General features: G+C 37.8%; 15 protein-coding genes. 10 read left to right on the forward strand and 5 right to left on the reverse strand.

Going from position 1 to position 15,999, the window contains the following annotated elements; genetic code table 11:
* Positions 1-26: 26 nt before the first annotated feature.
* The gene (locus tag R2R71_RS06990) at positions 27-407 is read left to right on the forward strand and encodes a phage holin family protein (protein ID WP_316830542.1); all 381 of its coding nucleotides are present in this window, start codon (positions 27-29) and stop codon (positions 405-407) included.
* Complete coding sequence (locus R2R71_RS06995) at positions 394-831, forward strand: hypothetical protein (RefSeq protein WP_316830543.1); 438 nt, start codon at positions 394-396, stop codon at positions 829-831. Before R2R71_RS06990 ends, R2R71_RS06995 begins: the two co-directional genes overlap by 14 nt.
* A gap of 176 nt (positions 832-1,007) precedes the next feature.
* Here R2R71_RS06995 and aspS read toward each other — a convergent pair whose 3' ends face one another.
* Together aspS and R2R71_RS07005 are read right to left on the reverse strand one after the other, a co-directional pair.
* Positions 1,008-2,753: an aspartate--tRNA ligase gene (aspS, locus tag R2R71_RS07000; RefSeq protein WP_316830544.1), complete on the reverse strand. Its 1,746-nt coding sequence runs from the start codon at positions 2,751-2,753 to the stop codon at positions 1,008-1,010.
* Positions 2,754-2,866: 113 nt separating this feature from the next.
* Positions 2,867-3,271, reverse strand: a complete 405-nt coding sequence (locus tag R2R71_RS07005) for a hypothetical protein (protein WP_316830545.1) — start codon at positions 3,269-3,271, stop codon at positions 2,867-2,869.
* A 160-nt stretch (positions 3,272-3,431) separates the two neighbouring features.
* Here R2R71_RS07005 and R2R71_RS07010 point away from each other — a divergent pair, with 160 nt between their 5' ends.
* The 5 genes from R2R71_RS07010 (at position 3,432) to R2R71_RS07030 (ending at position 7,261) form a co-directional block, all read left to right on the forward strand.
* Positions 3,432-3,989, forward strand: coding sequence for an RNA polymerase sigma factor (locus tag R2R71_RS07010; RefSeq protein ID WP_316830546.1), 558 nt, complete (start codon positions 3,432-3,434; stop codon positions 3,987-3,989).
* A complete protein-coding gene (locus R2R71_RS07015; RefSeq protein WP_316830547.1) occupies positions 3,982-4,512 on the forward strand; it encodes a hypothetical protein in 531 nt (176 codons plus the stop codon). Before R2R71_RS07010 ends, R2R71_RS07015 begins: the two co-directional genes overlap by 8 nt.
* A 103-nt stretch (positions 4,513-4,615) precedes the next feature.
* Positions 4,616-5,911 (forward strand): hypothetical protein, encoded by a 1,296-nt coding sequence (locus R2R71_RS07020; RefSeq protein ID WP_316830548.1) that lies wholly within the window; start codon positions 4,616-4,618, stop codon positions 5,909-5,911.
* A gap of 65 nt (positions 5,912-5,976) precedes the next feature.
* A complete protein-coding gene (locus R2R71_RS07025; protein WP_316830549.1) occupies positions 5,977-6,534 on the forward strand; it encodes a TlpA disulfide reductase family protein in 558 nt (185 codons plus the stop codon).
* 97 nt (positions 6,535-6,631) lie between these two features.
* The gene (locus R2R71_RS07030) at positions 6,632-7,261 is read left to right on the forward strand and encodes a Pr6Pr family membrane protein (protein WP_316830550.1); all 630 of its coding nucleotides are present in this window, start codon (positions 6,632-6,634) and stop codon (positions 7,259-7,261) included.
* Here the strand turns inward: R2R71_RS07030 and R2R71_RS07035 are convergent.
* Positions 7,258-8,151 carry a bestrophin family protein gene (locus R2R71_RS07035; RefSeq protein ID WP_316830551.1) on the reverse strand — a complete coding sequence of 298 codons (894 nt, stop codon included), beginning with the start codon at positions 8,149-8,151 and terminating at the stop codon, positions 7,258-7,260. The genes R2R71_RS07030 and R2R71_RS07035 overlap by 4 nt on opposite strands.
* 135 nt (positions 8,152-8,286) lie before the next feature.
* On the opposite strand from R2R71_RS07035, the gene R2R71_RS07040 reads away from it, so the two are divergent.
* Together R2R71_RS07040 and R2R71_RS07045 are read left to right on the forward strand one after the other, a co-directional pair.
* Positions 8,287-9,810 carry an MFS transporter gene (locus R2R71_RS07040; RefSeq protein ID WP_316830552.1) on the forward strand — a complete coding sequence of 508 codons (1,524 nt, stop codon included), beginning with the start codon at positions 8,287-8,289 and terminating at the stop codon, positions 9,808-9,810.
* A gap of 3 nt (positions 9,811-9,813) precedes the next feature.
* On the forward strand, positions 9,814-10,065 hold the full coding sequence (locus tag R2R71_RS07045; RefSeq protein WP_316830553.1) for a DUF6814 family protein: 252 nt from the start codon (positions 9,814-9,816) through the stop codon (positions 10,063-10,065).
* Between the two features lie 165 nt (positions 10,066-10,230).
* Here the strand turns inward: R2R71_RS07045 and R2R71_RS07050 are convergent, their stop codons facing one another.
* On the reverse strand, positions 10,231-11,415 hold the full coding sequence (locus R2R71_RS07050) for a class I SAM-dependent rRNA methyltransferase (RefSeq protein ID WP_316830554.1): 1,185 nt from the start codon (positions 11,413-11,415) through the stop codon (positions 10,231-10,233).
* Between the two features lie 36 nt (positions 11,416-11,451).
* Positions 11,452-12,486 (reverse strand): LacI family DNA-binding transcriptional regulator, encoded by a 1,035-nt coding sequence (locus R2R71_RS07055; protein ID WP_316830555.1) that lies wholly within the window; start codon positions 12,484-12,486, stop codon positions 11,452-11,454.
* A 263-nt stretch (positions 12,487-12,749) separates the two neighbouring features.
* On the opposite strand from R2R71_RS07055, the gene R2R71_RS07060 reads away from it, so the two are divergent.
* On the forward strand, positions 12,750-15,989 hold the full coding sequence (locus R2R71_RS07060) for a TonB-dependent receptor (RefSeq protein WP_316830556.1): 3,240 nt from the start codon (positions 12,750-12,752) through the stop codon (positions 15,987-15,989).
* Positions 15,990-15,999: the final 10 nt, after the last annotated feature.

The raw sequence follows: 15,999 nt of genomic DNA on the forward strand, positions 1-15,999 counted from the left end.
ACGCCGGGTTAAACCTCATCTGAATTATGCAGGAAAATAAAGATAAAAGTATTGAAGATCTGGTAGATGATGCCAAAGGCTTTTTAGAAGCCCGTGTAGAATATACCAGGCTTTATCTGGTAGAGAAAGCTTCGAAAGTATTTGCCGATTTAGTAACCAGTACCGCGGTTATTGTATGTTTTATATTAGCTTTCCTTTTCGGTTCGGTAACCTTGGCACTCTACCTTTCTGATGTATTGCATAGTTATGCCGGTGGTTTTGGTTGTGTTTCTTTAATCTATATTCTATTGGCAGTAATTGTTTATTTAACTAAAGATAAGTACATCGAGAAGGCTATCATCAATGTTGCTATCAGAAAATATTTCGACAAACTTGCAGATAAGGAGGAAGACGATGAAAAATTATAAAAACATCCGTAACCTCGAGGATCTTCAGGCCAGGAAATTGGAGCTGAAAGTGGAGTATACACTTAAGCAAAATATGCTTAAGGCCGACGCCAAAAATTTCTTTCATCAATTTACCCTTGGCGCATTAATTAAAAAATATGCAACGCCAAGTAATCTTTTTAAGGTTGATGATAAGCTAAATTTAAGCGGAACAGCAATGTCGCTGTTATTGCCAATGTTTATGAACAAAACCTTATTCAGGGGTGCAGGCTTTTTAACAAAGGCTGCCGTTGGATTAGTTTCCGGTAAAGTTGGCAAGTCTTTAGATGCAGAGCACCTATCGGCAATATTTAATTCCGTTAAAGGCTTCTTTACTAAAAAGAAAACCACGAAAGAAAAGAAATTTGTCGATTACGGCATCCCGCCGGATAGTGAAACCTATTAGAACATTGGTATAAATTGTTCATTAGTCATTGGTTCATTAGTTGTAAATGTGAACTAATATAAAAAAGCCACTTAACATCATGATAAGTGGCTTTTTTATATTATTAAGTTCGTCACCCTGAATTTATTTCAGGGTCCTTTTAGAGATGCTGAAACAAGTTCAGGATGACGATATTACTACAAATCCGTTTTGATTTTAAGTTCCTTCAATTGTTTTTCGTCGATAGTGCTTGGACTATCAATCATCACATCTCTGCCTGAATTATTTTTAGGGAATGCAATAACATCACGAATAGTATCTAAACCGGCAAAAATCGAAGTTAAGCGATCGAAACCAAAAGCAATACCACCGTGAGGAGGTGCACCAAATTCGAAGGCATCCATTAAGAAACCGAATTGTTTCTGCGCCTCTTCAGCGCTAAAACCTAAATGTTTAAACATTAAAGCCTGCAATTCCCTGTCGTGGATACGAATAGAACCACCGCCAATTTCAGTTCCGTTGATTACCATATCATAAGCATTTGCTCTTACCTCACCCGGTTTGCTGTCCAATAAAGCAATATCCTCCGGCTTTGGAGAAGTAAACGGATGGTGCATAGCATGGTAGCGTTCGGTTTCTTCATCCCATTCTAAAAGTGGGAAATCCAATACCCAAAGTGCTGAGAATTTATTTTTATCGCGTAAGCCTAAACGGTTACCCATTTCTAAACGGAGTTCGTTTAATTGCTTACGAACTTTGTCTGTTGAGCCGGCAAGAACAAGTATTAAATCGCCTTTTTCGGTTGCGAAAGCCTCACTCCATTGCTTTAAATCTTCTTCATTAAAGAATTTATCAACTGATGATTTAATGGTTCCATCATCATTGTGGCGGGCATAGATTAATCCGGTTGCACCTATCTGCGGACGTTTAATAAAATCAGTTAATTCATCTAACTGCTTACGTGTATAACTTGAAGCCCCCTTTGCATTAATACCAACAACTAATTCAGCATTGTCAAAAACAGGAAACCCTTTACCTTTAACAATGGCATTCAATTCTACAAACTGCATGTCGAAACGGGTATCTGGCTTATCAGAACCATATAAACGCATCGCATCGGCATATTGCATACGCGGTACAGCAGGTAAATCGTAATTACGAACTTCTTTAAACAGTGTGCGAATTAAACCTTCAAAAGTATTTAGGATATCTTCCTGCTCAATGAAAGACATCTCACAGTCGATTTGTGTAAATTCTGGTTGGCGGTCGGCTCTTAAATCTTCATCCCTGAAACATTTTACAATCTGGAAATACCTGTCGAAACCTGAAACCATTAGCAATTGCTTAAATGTTTGTGGCGATTGTGGCAAGGCATAGAACTCACCTTCATTCATACGGCTTGGTACAACGAAATCTCTTGCGCCCTCTGGAGTAGATTTAATTAAAACCGGTGTTTCTACCTCGATAAAATCTAATGCATCTAAATAACGGCGAACCGATTGTGCCATTTTATGACGTAAAACCAGGTTGTTACGAACAGGATTACGACGCAAATCAAGGTAACGGTATTTCATCCGCAACTCATCACCGCCATCTGTTTCATCATCAATTAAAAAAGGAGGTAATTTTGCCGCGTTAAGAATTTCAAGTGCAGAAATTTTAATTTCTACATCGCCGGTTGACATTTTTGGGTTTTTGTTGCTGCGTTCAACAACTGTACCTGTTGCTTTAATTACTGATTCACGGCCTAAAGTACGTGCAGCTTCGCAAAGCTCACGATTATCATCCATGTTAAAAACCAACTGAGTAATACCATAACGATCGCGAATGTCGATAAAAGTCATACCGCCTAAATCCCTCGATTTTTGTACCCATCCACATAGCGTAACACTATCGCCCAAATTTTCGAGGCTCAGTGCACCACAAGTTACTGTTCTTAACATATTTGTAATTCTTGATTAAGCGGCAAAAATACCGATTTTGTTTTAAAGTTTAGAAAAGAAGATTTAAGGAAATTATATGAAAAAATATATTACTAATTTCTGATTCTATTAGATTAATATTTCTCCTCCAAAACTATTTCCATAGCAAAAACTTTCCATTCGTTGTTGATGTTTTTCCAATGGAAAACCTCTTCAGTCTGGATGGTTTGTTTTTTGCTAAATACAAGTAATCTGGGTTTTATGATAACCGACTTCCGGGCAATTTTCTCTGTAAAAACATCATTTTCCAACGATGATTTTATACGGTAATGGCTGGTTTCGATGCGCTTAATCCTTTTAAAATAGCTTTCTGCATTGGCCACAAACTCTCTTTTATCAATTTTAACGCCATCAGCCCCTGTGTAAGAAAGTGTTTCATCGTAAATTGAAGTATAAGCATTTACGTTTTTATTTTCGAGGGCTGCATTTACCTTCTTATGCAGCTCATCTATTATCGGAATAATGATATCGGTTTCCATGATTTGAAGTTAATTCTTTGTTTCAGGCTTTTCAAATTTATGATGATAAGGTTACGCTATTTCCACAACGCAAACAAAGTTTAGCAGATAAATAATTTTTTTCTACCTTAATGCAACGTTTTAAAATCCCTTATGTCTTATAATCAGAATATTCAAAATTTTGGAAGCCGTTTACGTCGATAAAAACCTGGAACTTGTAAAAGAATGCATGCGTGGTAGCAGGGCAGCGCAGTTTGAATTGTACAAATTGTATGCTAAAGCTATGTACAATGTGGCGCTGCGTATATTAAATTACGAAGAGGAGGCAGAGGATGTTTTACAGGAAGCATTTTTAGATGCATTTACCAGAATAGTTGATTTCAGGCAGGAAACTACTTTCGGACTGTGGTTAAAGCAGATTGTAATTAACAAATCCATCAACTACCTCCGCAAACGCAAATTTGAGTTTGTGAGTACGGACGAAGTTTCGGAAGTTCCTGATGAAATAAGCAGCGATGAATATGAAGTGCAGTTGCAGGCCGATGAAATTAGAAAAGCCATTACCGAGCTGCCCGATGGTTACCGCGTGGTATTAAGTTTATATCTTTTAGAAGGATATGACCACGAGGAGATTGCGCACATTTTAAAAATAAGTGAAAATACAAGCCGTACGCAGTACATGCGTGCAAAAAAGAAGTTAAAAAGTATTTTAGAATTGAAAGGGATGAGAGATGAATAACAGACTAGAAACCTTTGTTAAGGAAAACCGCAAAGATTTTGATGTTTTTGAACCTTCAGCAAAGCTTTGGGCAAACATTGAAAAAGAGCTGGATAAAAAGAAAGCTGTAAAAAAGCCAGTAAAGCTGTATTTATGGATGAGTGCAGCTGCAGCTATCGTAGTTGTTTTCGGTTTAGTTTGGCTGTACGCAGGCAAATCAAGAAGCCGCGATTTAGAAATCGCTGATGTTAATGCTGCAGCAGCACAAAAGGAAATCCAGTTTGCGAGCTTAATTACCGAGAAACGCGATAGCCTTGCAATTTTTGCATCGGCAAACCCCGATTTATACAAAAAGTTTACTGATGATTTAAAGAAACTTGATGAAGATTATGAAAGGCTGAAAGCGGAATTGCCTACTACTCCAAACCAGGTTTTTGTTGTAAAGGCAATGGTAAAAAACCGCGAAATCCAGCTAAATCTGCTGAAACAGCAATTATTAATTATTAACCAGGTTGATGATTACAAAAAAGTTAACCAGATATAAATAAACTTTTCAATTAATACACAAACATGCGCTCAGCACATTTATTGCGCTTAAAACCGGTCGGCAGGCTTTGAGCAATTAAATGTTTAATATTTAAAAACACATGAAAACAATAAAATTATTTTTAGCCTTTATGGCTGTAATCGCCGTAAAAACGAATGCCCAGCAAACTGTTGTAGTTAGCAGCCCTGCAGAAAATTACGCTGTAAATACTACAGCAAAAGTTAATGTAACATCCAACTCGCAAGTTACCATCGTTAATGATATACAAACGGGTGGCGATGCAGAACGCACTAAAAATTTCACCAAAACTTTTAGCGTAGATAATGGCGACAAGGTTAACCTCAACAATCAGTATGGTGCGATGGTAATTAAAACCTGGGACAGAAAAGAAGTTAAAGTTGATATAGAAATCAAAGCTTTCAGCAATTCTGATAACGATGTTCAGAAACTGATTGATGAAGTAAGTATCGATGCGAATAAAAGCGGGGATCAGGTTTCTGTAAAAACAAATATGAGTGACAGAAATGGTAACTATGGCCGGAGATCGAAAAATGGCGTAACTACATGGCGACGTGAAATTAAAGTAAACTATGTGGTTTATATGCCTGCTGCAAATGCTTTAACTGCACAACAACAATATGGAAGTATCGATCTGGGCGACTTATCGGGGCCAACTTCATTAAAAGTACAATACGGTAATTTAACAGCAGGAAATTTAACCAACAGTAACAACTATATTTATGTTCAGTATGGTAAAACAACTGTTCAGAGCCTGAATGCAGCAGTAGTTAAACACGAATACGGTGGCGGTATAAACATTGGTACGGCCGGAACATTACAGGTAGATGCAGAATATGTTCCTGTTACGGTTAATACCATTACTAAATCAGCTAATTTAAAAATCCAATATGGTGGCGGCTTAACCGTTGGTTCTATCGCTGGTAACTTACTGCTGAATAGTGAATATGCTAAAGTTAATATCAACAGCATTAAAGGAAATACAGTTATCAGACAAAGTTATTCCAACTTAACCCTTGCAAGTGTTGGTAAGCTTTCGCTTAAAACTGAATACACAAATGTTACACTTGGAAGTATAAATGGCGATGCACTAATCGACATGGATTATAACAGATTAACGGTTAATGAAATTACACCTGCTTGTAAAAACTTCAACTTTACCGGAGAATATGCGGCTGTTTCATTAGGTTTTAGTGATAATTACAATGCCAATTTTAATATTTCTACCACTTATGCAGGCTTTAAATATGGTAATAATGTAACCTCTAGGCTTGTAAGCGACGATGATGAAAATAAAAAATACAGTGGCAAAATTGGTAATGGCGGCGCAGCTACTGTTACTTTAAAAACAGAATACGGTGCCGTAACATTTAAATAAAATTTTCAACGAATAATTTAAAGTCCTGCCAGATAATGGCAGGACTTTTTTATATTTAGTGGGTTATGAAGATTTATATTTTTACTGTTTTACTTTTTATTTCAACATTTACATTGGCCCAAACCACTCCGGTAAAATGGGCAAGTCAGGAAACTTTTTTCGAGGGCTTAGTTGGTAAAGATTTACCTGATTTTAAAGGAATCAACTTAAAGGGAAAACCATTTTCCAGCCAACGATTAAAAAACCATATTATAGTGATTAATTTCTGGTTTGAAGAATGTCCGCCATGTGTTAAAGAAATTTCTGACCTTAACAAACTGGTAGATAAATACAATGACAAAGAAATCCGTTTCATAGCCATTACCTACGATGATGTAGAAAAAGCCAGAAAGTTCAGGAAGAAAAGTGGCTATAAATATGAAATTATATCGCTATCACAGGAGGCGATCAGAAAGTTAAATATCAACCACGGTTATCCTTCAAATATTTTGGTGGGTAAAGATGGTAAGATCATTAAAGCCGTTAGCAGTATTTCATTTTCTGATGAAATTGCATCTGTTAAGGCTCAAACTTTGGCGTTTGAAGAGGAACTCAAAGCCGAGATTTTGAAATCGTCAAGGTAAAATCCATTACTGGATGGATAATTGAAGCTTTAGTTTAGCAGAACTGTTTTGAAAAGACTATCTTAGTTAAGCTTTATATCCCTTAATCAACAGCTTTATGACTGCCCATACAAGTAAAAAGGCATTTGTTATTTTTTCGGCAATTACGGTATGGTTTGCCTTGTTGCTTCAGTTTAATATTAGCCTAGGGCTTTTAGATGGAGATTACCTGGCAACCGCAAAATTATTTTTTTCTTTCTTTACAATTCTGTCAAATGTAATTGTAGCCATTTGCTTCACCTGTTTGTGGTTATTCCCTAAAAAGCCAGCTGGATTATTTTTCTCAAAGACAACAACATTAACTGCCATTACAATTTATATTGTTGTTGTTGGGGTAATTTATAACCTGTTGTTAAGAGGGCTTATTTCACATGTTGGTTGGGCTCGCGTAGCCGATGAATTACTACATGTTGTATCGCCTTTGCTATTTTTAATCTTCTGGGTATTTTTCACCAATAAATCTGGTCTGAAATATGCTGATGCAATCACATGGCTTATTTATCCATTAGTTTACGTGGTTTTTATTATTATACGGGGATATCTTATTAACCAATACCCATATCCATTTATCAACGTGGTTAATTTAGGGTATCAGAAAGCATTAACAAATGCATTTATGATACTTATCTTTTTCTGGCTATTATCCTTATTATTCATTTTTGTTGCCAGAAAAATTTCTAAACGTTAAAGAACATATTCTTCGTTTATGGGTTTTACAGGCTCAGGAATTTCTTCTTCCTCCAGCATTTGTAAAAGATTAATTTCGATGGTTCTGGTAATCTGGTTAAGCGGAACACCCGCCGAATTATTTTCGAAGGGATTAATCAGGCTCATGCCGTTAATTTGTGTAGAAACGAAAACGAAACCAATTAGCCAACCTAAAAATATAGATGCAACGCCCGCCGACTGGCTGATTACCAACGTAAAGGTAACCACGAAAAGCCAGATAAAAACCTTCGTTAAATAAGTATAGGTAGTAGGGAAAATAGTGTTCTTAATACGTTCACTCATGCCCATCGAATCTGAAAAGCGAACCAGCATCTCATTGATTTTGATAAACCTGAAACCATCTACAGCGTTTGATTTTGATAGCTTTTGTAAATCTGCAGATTGAATATTTAAGATTGCGTTGTGCTTGTTGTTGTGTTTTGCAATTGCTTTAATATCTTCATCGCTTAGGTATTTGATATAGTTTTCATCTACTGCTCCACGAAGATTTGCTTTTAAGGCATAAAGAAATGCAATGTGGCGATATATCATTTTCTTCACCATAACATCATGATCCCCATCAACGTAATTTAACAAAGCCCGGGTAAAAGACCTCGAATCATTTACCAGTGCGCCCCATACTTTTCTGGCTTCCCACCACCTGTCGTAAGCCTGGTTATTGTTAAAGCCAATAAAGAAAGCAATGGCTGTTCCTAACACTGTTGGGATTATCGAAGGGATTTCGAAATGATGCGCAATTAAATATGCCCGTACTAAATAAGCCACGGTGCAGGAGGCAATCATAATTAAATCAACCTGCCAGGTGTTTCTTAAAATTCTTGATAATCGGATGTTTTGTACTAAAAGCATAAGTCTGGTTTTCCACATGAAAATACAAAACTAAAGCCGAAATGTTTTACGTGTAACAATTTAAATCGCAGCTAAAAGCTTTTATTGTTTTGTGCCTTAAATGATTATCTTAGAAAACCAAATATTCCTATCCTTATGAGCGAAACATTACCCAAGAATAATATTTTTAAGGTTATCGGTGCATCATCATTAGGCACACTGATAGAGTGGTACGATTTCTATATCTTCGGTAGCCTTGCCGTAATTATTGGTCATCAGTTATTTCCTGAAGATGCAGGCGCTTCCGCACTGATCAATACCTTGGCCATTTTTGCCGCAGGTTTTATTGTTCGCCCCTTCGGTGCATTGGTTTTTGGAAGGCTTGGCGATTTAATTGGCCGGAAATATACCTTTCTGTTAACGCTTGTTTTAATGGGCGGTTCTACCTTTTTAATCGGATTAATTCCTTCGTATAAAAGCATTGGCTATGCAGCACCCATTTTAGTGCTAATATTAAGGTTGATACAAGGGCTGGCATTGGGAGGCGAGTATGGTGGTGCCGCGACTTATGTAGCCGAACATGTGCCAAAAAACAAAAGAGGTTTTTTTACCAGCTGGATTCAAACTACAGCAACGCTTGGATTATTCTTATCGCTAGGTATAATTGTTATCACTAAAAATATTTTGGGCGCCGATACTTTTAGCGATTGGGGCTGGCGAATACCTTTTCTGCTTTCGATAGTTTTGGTTGGCGTTTCAATTTATATCCGCATGAAGATGCACGAGTCGCCAATGTTTTCGAAACTAAAATCGGAAGGCAAAGTTTCTAAAAATCCATTAAAAGAGAGTTTTAATAACAAGGCCAATTTTAAAATGGTTTTACTTGCACTGTTTGGGGCAACCATGGGCCAAGGTGTAATCTGGTATACAGGTCAGTTTTATGCCCAGTCGTTTTTAGAAAACACATGTAAATTAGATTTTAACGACTCAAGATATATCCTGCTTTGGGGAATTGCTTTTGCAACACCTTTTTTTGTTGTTTTTGGTGCGTGGAGTGATAGGGTTGGCCGGAAATGGATTATGCTAAGCGGAATGCTTTTGGGTATCATTTTTTACAGACCAATTTACCAGACTTTTTTGGATGATACCGATTACAGTAAAGTCACACAAGTTGAAATTCTAGCAGCCGATTCACAGCCGTCAGCGGTATCACAAATTGCGAATACAGCAGATAGCTTGAAAATCCTTTCCACTAAAATAACCTTAATAAATGGTGCATCTTTTATTAAGGTTCAAACTGATACCATTTCTGCAACTAAAGGTATTTTGCCAGCCAAAGAAATTATCAAAGATAAAGTGTTGCCAACTTCGGTTTTCTGGAAGTTTATTGGCTTAATTTTCTTTCAGATTTTGTTGGTGACGATGGTTTATGGCCCGATAGCAGCTTTTTTAGTTGAGCTTTTCCCTACCAAAATCCGCTACACGTCTATGTCATTGCCATACCACATTGGTAACGGCGTTTTTGGTGGGCTTGTGCCTTTTATTGCTACGCTTATTGCCAGTTTTGCCGGCTCAACACCGCTTTCCGGACTTTGGTATCCGATTGGAATTGCCAGCTTAAGCCTGGTTATCGGAGCGGTTTATCTATCAAACAAAAAAGATGAAAACATTAACGATTAAGCTATGAATGTATTAAAGAAACTTCTTGGATTAGTATGGATGGTTTTAGGGCCTATCGCGATGACTTTTTTATTTATTCAGGCTATTGATAAAGTTGGATTAGCCCATAGTGATATTGAAAAAACGAATACTATTTTGCAATGGGGAATTATTCTTTTTATATTTTTTCCGATTAGCCTTGGGCTGATGATTTTTGGTTTTTATGCCTGGAAAGGAGAATATGACCGGTTGCCAGAAAACTCAACGGAATTGTAATGAGCTTTTCAGTTGGTACGATTAAAGTTCTGAATTCTAATCTCCTCGTTGTTCTGTTGAAATAACAACCTACTAAATTGTTGGTTTATATAGGCATAGATCATAGGTTGAGCATTTCTGAACAATGCCAACCGATGAACAAAATTACAAAAGAACGATTAAGACTTACAAAACCCGTATTAATAGACCTTTCAGGTATTCGCCTTCCGGGAAGGAAATTCGAACCGGATGATCTTCGGGTTGGCAGAACTGTTTAATAATCTGTACTTCTTTGCCCGCATCAAGTGCAGCCCAGGCAATAATCTGCTTAAATGTTTCGATATCAACAGCACCAGAGCAAGAGAATGTTGCCAGCAAACCGCCTTTTTCTAAAAGCAACATGCCCAATCGATTCAGATCTTTATAAGCCCTGGCAGCCCTGTCTAATGCCGAGCGTGAAGGTGCATATTTCGGTGGATCCAGGACGATGACATCAAACAGTTCGCCACTTTCTTTAAAAGCCCTCAGCTGCTTATTTACATCCGACTGAATCGCTGTTACTTTATTCACATCAAAATGATTTAGGGCAACATTTTGTTTTAAAGTATCTACAGCCAAACCAGAACTATCCACACTGGTAACACTTTCAGCATCATTTGCTAAACTGTTTAAACTGAATCCTCCGCTATAACTGAAACAATCTAACACCTTTTTTCCTTTAGTATAACTGGCCAGGATTTTACGGTTATCGCGTTGGTCGCAATAAAAGCCCGATTTCTGTCCTTCGGCAATATTAATGTTATAGGATATACCGTTCTCTTTAACTTCGAGAAACTCAGGTGGGTTTTCACCCCAAAGTAAACCGTTTTCTATGGGTAAGCCTTCATGGCCACGAGCTGTTGCATCACTCTTATCGAAAATTCCTTTGGGGTTTAGCGCAGTTTTAAGTATTTCTACAATAAGGTCTTTTACTTTCTCTATGCCCGAACTTAAAATCTGAAGTGATAAGAAATCTGCGTATTGATCTACAATTAAGCCTGGTAAAAAATCTGCCTCTGAGAAAACTAAACGGCAGGTATTCGTTTCTTCAGATAAAATAAACTGACGCGAAGCAATGGCTTGTTGCAAACGGTTCTGGTACCATTTTTTATCGATGGTCTGGCTTTCATCCCATTCTAAAAGCCTTACTGCAACACGAGAATTGCTGTTGAAATAACCGTATGCCAGAAATTCATTATCAAAGGCAAATACTTTTACAACCTCACCATCTTCAGGTTTTCCTTTAACTTTTTCTAAAGCGCCCGAAAATACCCATGGATGTCTTTGTATTGCAGCTTTCTCTTTACCCTTTTTTAATATGATTTCTACCATGGGGCAAAGGTAAGGATTAGTAATTTATGGAAGAAACTACAGGAAACGGTTACCCAAAGTTTTTTGCATACGCACCAATTCGGTATCCAGAATTTTAGTTTCAAACTCCGTAACAGGCCTTTTGGCTTCAATCATCGAAATCAGTAATTCTGTAGCCACCTGGCCGATTTCGAAAGCAGGCTGTTTTACTGAAGTTAGTGAAGGGCTGAAAAGCTCCACAAGGTTTGAATTGGTAAAACCTGCTATTGCAATTTTATGCGCAACCTCCGGATTTGTTTTCTTCAAGGCCATTATACATCCCGTTGTTAGGCGGTCGCTTGATATGAAAATCCCATCAGGTTTTAAGGGCAAAAGTTCCTTAACTGCTTGCGAAAGTTCTTCGCTGTGCATACCCCCGTGCTGACAAAATTTAACCAAACCAGGGTTGAATTCAATATGGTATTTTGCTAAAGCAGCCTTATAGCCCTCAAGCCGCTCTTTTGTGTTTGATAATGTTTCGGAGTTTGTAAGGTGAGCAATTGTACGTTTGCCCGATAAGATAAGGTGTTCTGTTGCATCAAAAGAGCCTTTGAAATTGTTGGCAATAACTTTATGCGTTTCAAAGTTATCAGGTACACGATCGAAGAAAACGATTGGTAATCCTTTTGCATATAAATCACGCAGGTAATCTATATCCTGCGTTTCAGAAGATAAGGCAATCAGCAAACCATCAATAGAACGTGAAGCAAGATGTTCAACATTCAGTTTTTCCTGCTTGTAAGATTCATGGCTCTGAGATATGATTACATGATAATCTTTGGCATAAGCAATCGATTCGATGCCATTAATAACCTGCGAGAAAAAGTTATTGGCAATTTCACTTACTATAATTCCAATCGAATAACTTCTTCTTTCTTTTAAGCTGCGGGCAATAGGGTTTGCACGGTAATTTACCTTTTCCGCATAAGCTAAAACAACCTTTTTAGTTTCTTCACTGATTTCGTAACGGTCTCTTAAAGCCCTGGAAACCGTCGATGTGGAAAGACCCAGCGCTTTAGCAATATCTTTTATGGTTGATGTTTCAAATCTCATTTTATGAACTTGCTACCAAGTTACAAAAAATATCTCTCTAAGGTTGTTTAGGGGCTATTTTTAATAAGCGTTAAATATACGTTTTTGGGAACGATTGCACAGATTTTTAGTTAAAACTGTTTTCAAGCCGTTTTTAGTTTGTAAAATTGTTATGTAAACGTAACCAAATATAAACCAACTATAACTTTTCGAAATAGAATAATATTTCACGTGCAAGCGATTGCACCAATTCAAAATAAACCAAATATTTTAAATTAATAATTATGAGCAGAGTTTTACTCTTTTTTGCATTTCTCTCTTTTTTTGGATTATCCTTAGCCCAGGCACAAACCAAACAACTTACCGGAACAGTTAAAGATAAAGCTGACGGACAGGCCCTGGTTGGTGTAAGTGTTACGATTAAAGATTCGAAAACCGGAGCCAGTACTGATGCAAATGGTGTCTACAAAATCAGCATTCCGGCCAAGGGTGCTATTATTACATTTACCTATATCGGGTATAAAACCAAAAACATTGCGGTTACCGACCAAACCAAGCTTGATGTAAGTCTTGAAGAAGATGCCAATACTTTACAGGAAGTTACCGTAAATATTGGTTATGGCTCTGTTCGTAAAGAAGCTTTAACGGGATCGGTATCTTCCATTAAAGGAAAAGATATCGACCAGTTTCCGGTAAGTACCGTAGCGCAGGCTTTAGCGGGGAAAATGGCGGGTGTTTCTGTTGCTTCAACAGAGGGAAGTCCCGGTGCTGAAGTGGTGATCAAAGTGCGTGGCGGTAGCTCGCTAACAGGCGATAACTCTCCCCTTTATATTGTCGATGGAATTCAGGTAGAGAACGCACTTTCGATTTTATCTCCTAATGAGATTGAAAGCATGGACTTGTTAAAGGACGTAGCCTCAACCTCAATTTATGGTAGCCGTGGTGCTAACGGGGTGTTAATTATTACCACGAAAAGCGGTAAAAACGGCCGTACCATCGTTTCTTTCGATGCTTACGCCGGCGCCCGTCAAATTGTAAATGAACTGGATGTGATGAACCCGTACCAATTTGTAAAATACCAGTACGAACTTTACAATAACAATACTTCGCAGGATGTGAAAGACACTTTTACCAAAAAATATGGCACTTTCGAAGATCTGGATATTTACAAAAACATTCAGAATATCGATTGGCAGGATAAAGTTTTCGGTCGGCAGGCCTGGAGCAATACCCAAATTTTAAACTTGTCAGGCGGTACCGAAAAAACGACCTACAACTTTTCGGTAAATAATACCGGAGAAGATGGTATTATGCTTAACTCGGGTTATAAAAGAACTTTTGCTTCCTTCCGTTTCGATCATAAAATATCTGATAAACTGCGAATGGGTGTAAATGTTCGTTACAGCCGTCAACGTATTGATGGTGTTGGAACATCATCTACAGGCTCACAGGGAACCAACCGCTTAAGAAACTCTGTTCGTTATCAGCCTTATAATGGCGGCGGAGATTCAGGTGATTTATTTGATGCCGATTATTTAACTACAGGTTTAACCAACCCAATTACACTGGCAAACCAGGAGCTTAAATATGATTATAGAAACGACCTGATCAGCAGCGGGTACCTGCAGTATTCTATCCTTAAAAACCTCACTTTTAAAAGTACCGTAGGTATGACTTTCTCTGATCGAAAAGTGAATACTTTTAACGGACCGGTGAGTTACGTGGCAAGAAACAATGCAGGTTTACCAGCCATTCAGCTTGATAACTCTACAACGAAAAGTATTTTAAATACCAATACATTAACTTATAAACCTACGCTAGGGGAAGACCACAGCCTGGATTTATTGGTTGGTGAAGAAACCAACATGATTGATGTAACTTCAGGAAGCTCGACCATAAAATGGTTTCCGGTAAACATTACTGCTGATGAAGCCTTTGGAAGTATCCAGAAAGCCGAACCACCTGCAGGCTCTGTTCAGGATAAGCCAACTTCATTAATATCGGGTACCCGACAGTTCTCGCTATTTGCAAGGGCATCTTACGGATTCAAAAACAAGTATTTTGCAACGGTAAATTTCAGGTCTGATGCCTCATCTTTATTTGCAGAAGGTAAACAATGGGGATATTTCCCATCAGGACAAGTGGCCTGGAGAGCTTCAGAAGAAAAGTTCTTTAAAAAGCTGGATTTAAACTGGATCGACAACCTTAAAGTTCGTGTAAGTTACGGTGCTGCAGGTAACAATCGTATCGGCCAGGATTTGTTCAGAACCTTATTCTACTCTAACTCTACTGCAGGTGGTTACGCAGTTAATGATGCAGGCGTTTCTACAGGTTTAATTTCCGGATCAAGCACAGGAACGGTTTTATCAAACCCAAATATTACCTGGGAAACAAATACATCAACCAATGCCGGTATCGATATCGATTTGTTTAAAAATAAGTTAACCTTAAACGTAGACTACTACGATAATAAAACAAAAAACCTCTTGTTAAATGCGAATGTTCCACAAACAACAGGTTACACTACGCAGCAGCAAAATGTGGGGAAAACACAGAACAAAGGCTGGGAATTTCAACTGAACTACCAGGCAGTAAAAACAAAGGATTTTACTTACAATACCAGTTTCAATATCTCATTTAACCAGAATAAAATTGTTGCCCTGCAAAATGGTGTGAGTTCTTATATCACCCAATCGGGATGGGTAAATAGTTTAGGCGATTTCAAGGTTGAAGTTGGTCAGCCGGTTGGTCAGTTCTACGGCTTTATTTCAGATGGCAGGTATACTGTTGATGATTTTACCTATGTGCAAAACACGAACGGTAGCTATACTTACACGTTAAAACCAGGTATTGCCAACAGTTATGCGCTATTAGGCAATAAAAATCCTCAGCCTGGTGATATGAAAGTTAAAAAGCTTTCCTCATCATCAAGTATGATTATTGGTGATGATGACCGTACAGTTTTAGGAAATGCACAGCCAAAATTTACGGGCGGTTTTAACAACCAGTTTGCTTATAAAAATTTCGACCTCACTGTTTTTGTGAATTTCAGCTATGGCAATAAGGTTTACAATGCAAACAAGTTAGAATTCACCTCTCAATACAATGTTAAAGACAATAACTTGCTATCAGTAATGAACGACCGCTGGCAGAATTTTGATGCAAATGGCGTAAAAGTTACCGATCCGGCTTTATTAACAGCGATGAATGCCAATACCACCATGTGGACACCAACAACAGGTAATTATGCTTTAACCTCTTACGCTATCGAAGATGGTTCTTTCTTAAGGATTAGCAACATTACATTAGGGTATACATTACCGCAGCAGTTAATTAAAAGAACAGGGTTTATTTCAAAGTTAAGGATATATGGAACGGTGAATAATCTTTATACCATTACAGGTTATACAGGTTACGATCCTGAAGCAAATACCCGCAGGTCTAACCCGCTTACGCCAGGCGTAGATTATGCCGCATATCCGCGTAGCAGGTACATTCTAGCCGGAATTAACATGGTATTTTAACATCAAACAT

Origin of the sequence: Pedobacter aquatilis, assembly GCF_032678405.1 — a bacterium.
Lineage (GTDB): Bacteria > Bacteroidota > Bacteroidia > Sphingobacteriales > Sphingobacteriaceae > Pedobacter > Pedobacter aquatilis_A.

What these genes read in the sequence shown, in the direction of transcription:
- R2R71_RS07040 (WP_316830552.1), top strand. Translation starts at nt 8,287, where the DNA reads ATGAGCGAAACATTACCCAAGAATAATATTTTTAAGGTTATCGGTGCA.
- R2R71_RS07045 (WP_316830553.1), top strand. Translation starts at nt 9,814, where the DNA reads ATGAATGTATTAAAGAAACTTCTTGGATTAGTATGGATGGTTTTAGGG.
- R2R71_RS07035 (WP_316830551.1), bottom strand. Translation starts at nt 8,151, where the DNA reads ATGCTTTTAGTACAAAACATCCGATTATCAAGAATTTTAAGAAACACC.
- R2R71_RS07055 (WP_316830555.1), bottom strand. Translation starts at nt 12,486, where the DNA reads ATGAGATTTGAAACATCAACCATAAAAGATATTGCTAAAGCGCTGGGT.
- R2R71_RS07030 (WP_316830550.1), top strand. Translation starts at nt 6,632, where the DNA reads ATGACTGCCCATACAAGTAAAAAGGCATTTGTTATTTTTTCGGCAATT.
- R2R71_RS06995 (WP_316830543.1), top strand. Translation starts at nt 394, where the DNA reads ATGAAAAATTATAAAAACATCCGTAACCTCGAGGATCTTCAGGCCAGG.
- R2R71_RS07025 (WP_316830549.1), top strand. Translation starts at nt 5,977, where the DNA reads ATGAAGATTTATATTTTTACTGTTTTACTTTTTATTTCAACATTTACA.
- aspS (WP_316830544.1), bottom strand. Translation starts at nt 2,753, where the DNA reads ATGTTAAGAACAGTAACTTGTGGTGCACTGAGCCTCGAAAATTTGGGC.
- R2R71_RS06990 (WP_316830542.1), top strand. Translation starts at nt 27, where the DNA reads ATGCAGGAAAATAAAGATAAAAGTATTGAAGATCTGGTAGATGATGCC.
- R2R71_RS07050 (WP_316830554.1), bottom strand. Translation starts at nt 11,415, where the DNA reads ATGGTAGAAATCATATTAAAAAAGGGTAAAGAGAAAGCTGCAATACAA.
- R2R71_RS07020 (WP_316830548.1), top strand. Translation starts at nt 4,616, where the DNA reads ATGAAAACAATAAAATTATTTTTAGCCTTTATGGCTGTAATCGCCGTA.
- R2R71_RS07005 (WP_316830545.1), bottom strand. Translation starts at nt 3,271, where the DNA reads ATGGAAACCGATATCATTATTCCGATAATAGATGAGCTGCATAAGAAG.
- R2R71_RS07015 (WP_316830547.1), top strand. Translation starts at nt 3,982, where the DNA reads ATGAATAACAGACTAGAAACCTTTGTTAAGGAAAACCGCAAAGATTTT.
- R2R71_RS07060 (WP_316830556.1), top strand. Translation starts at nt 12,750, where the DNA reads ATGAGCAGAGTTTTACTCTTTTTTGCATTTCTCTCTTTTTTTGGATTA.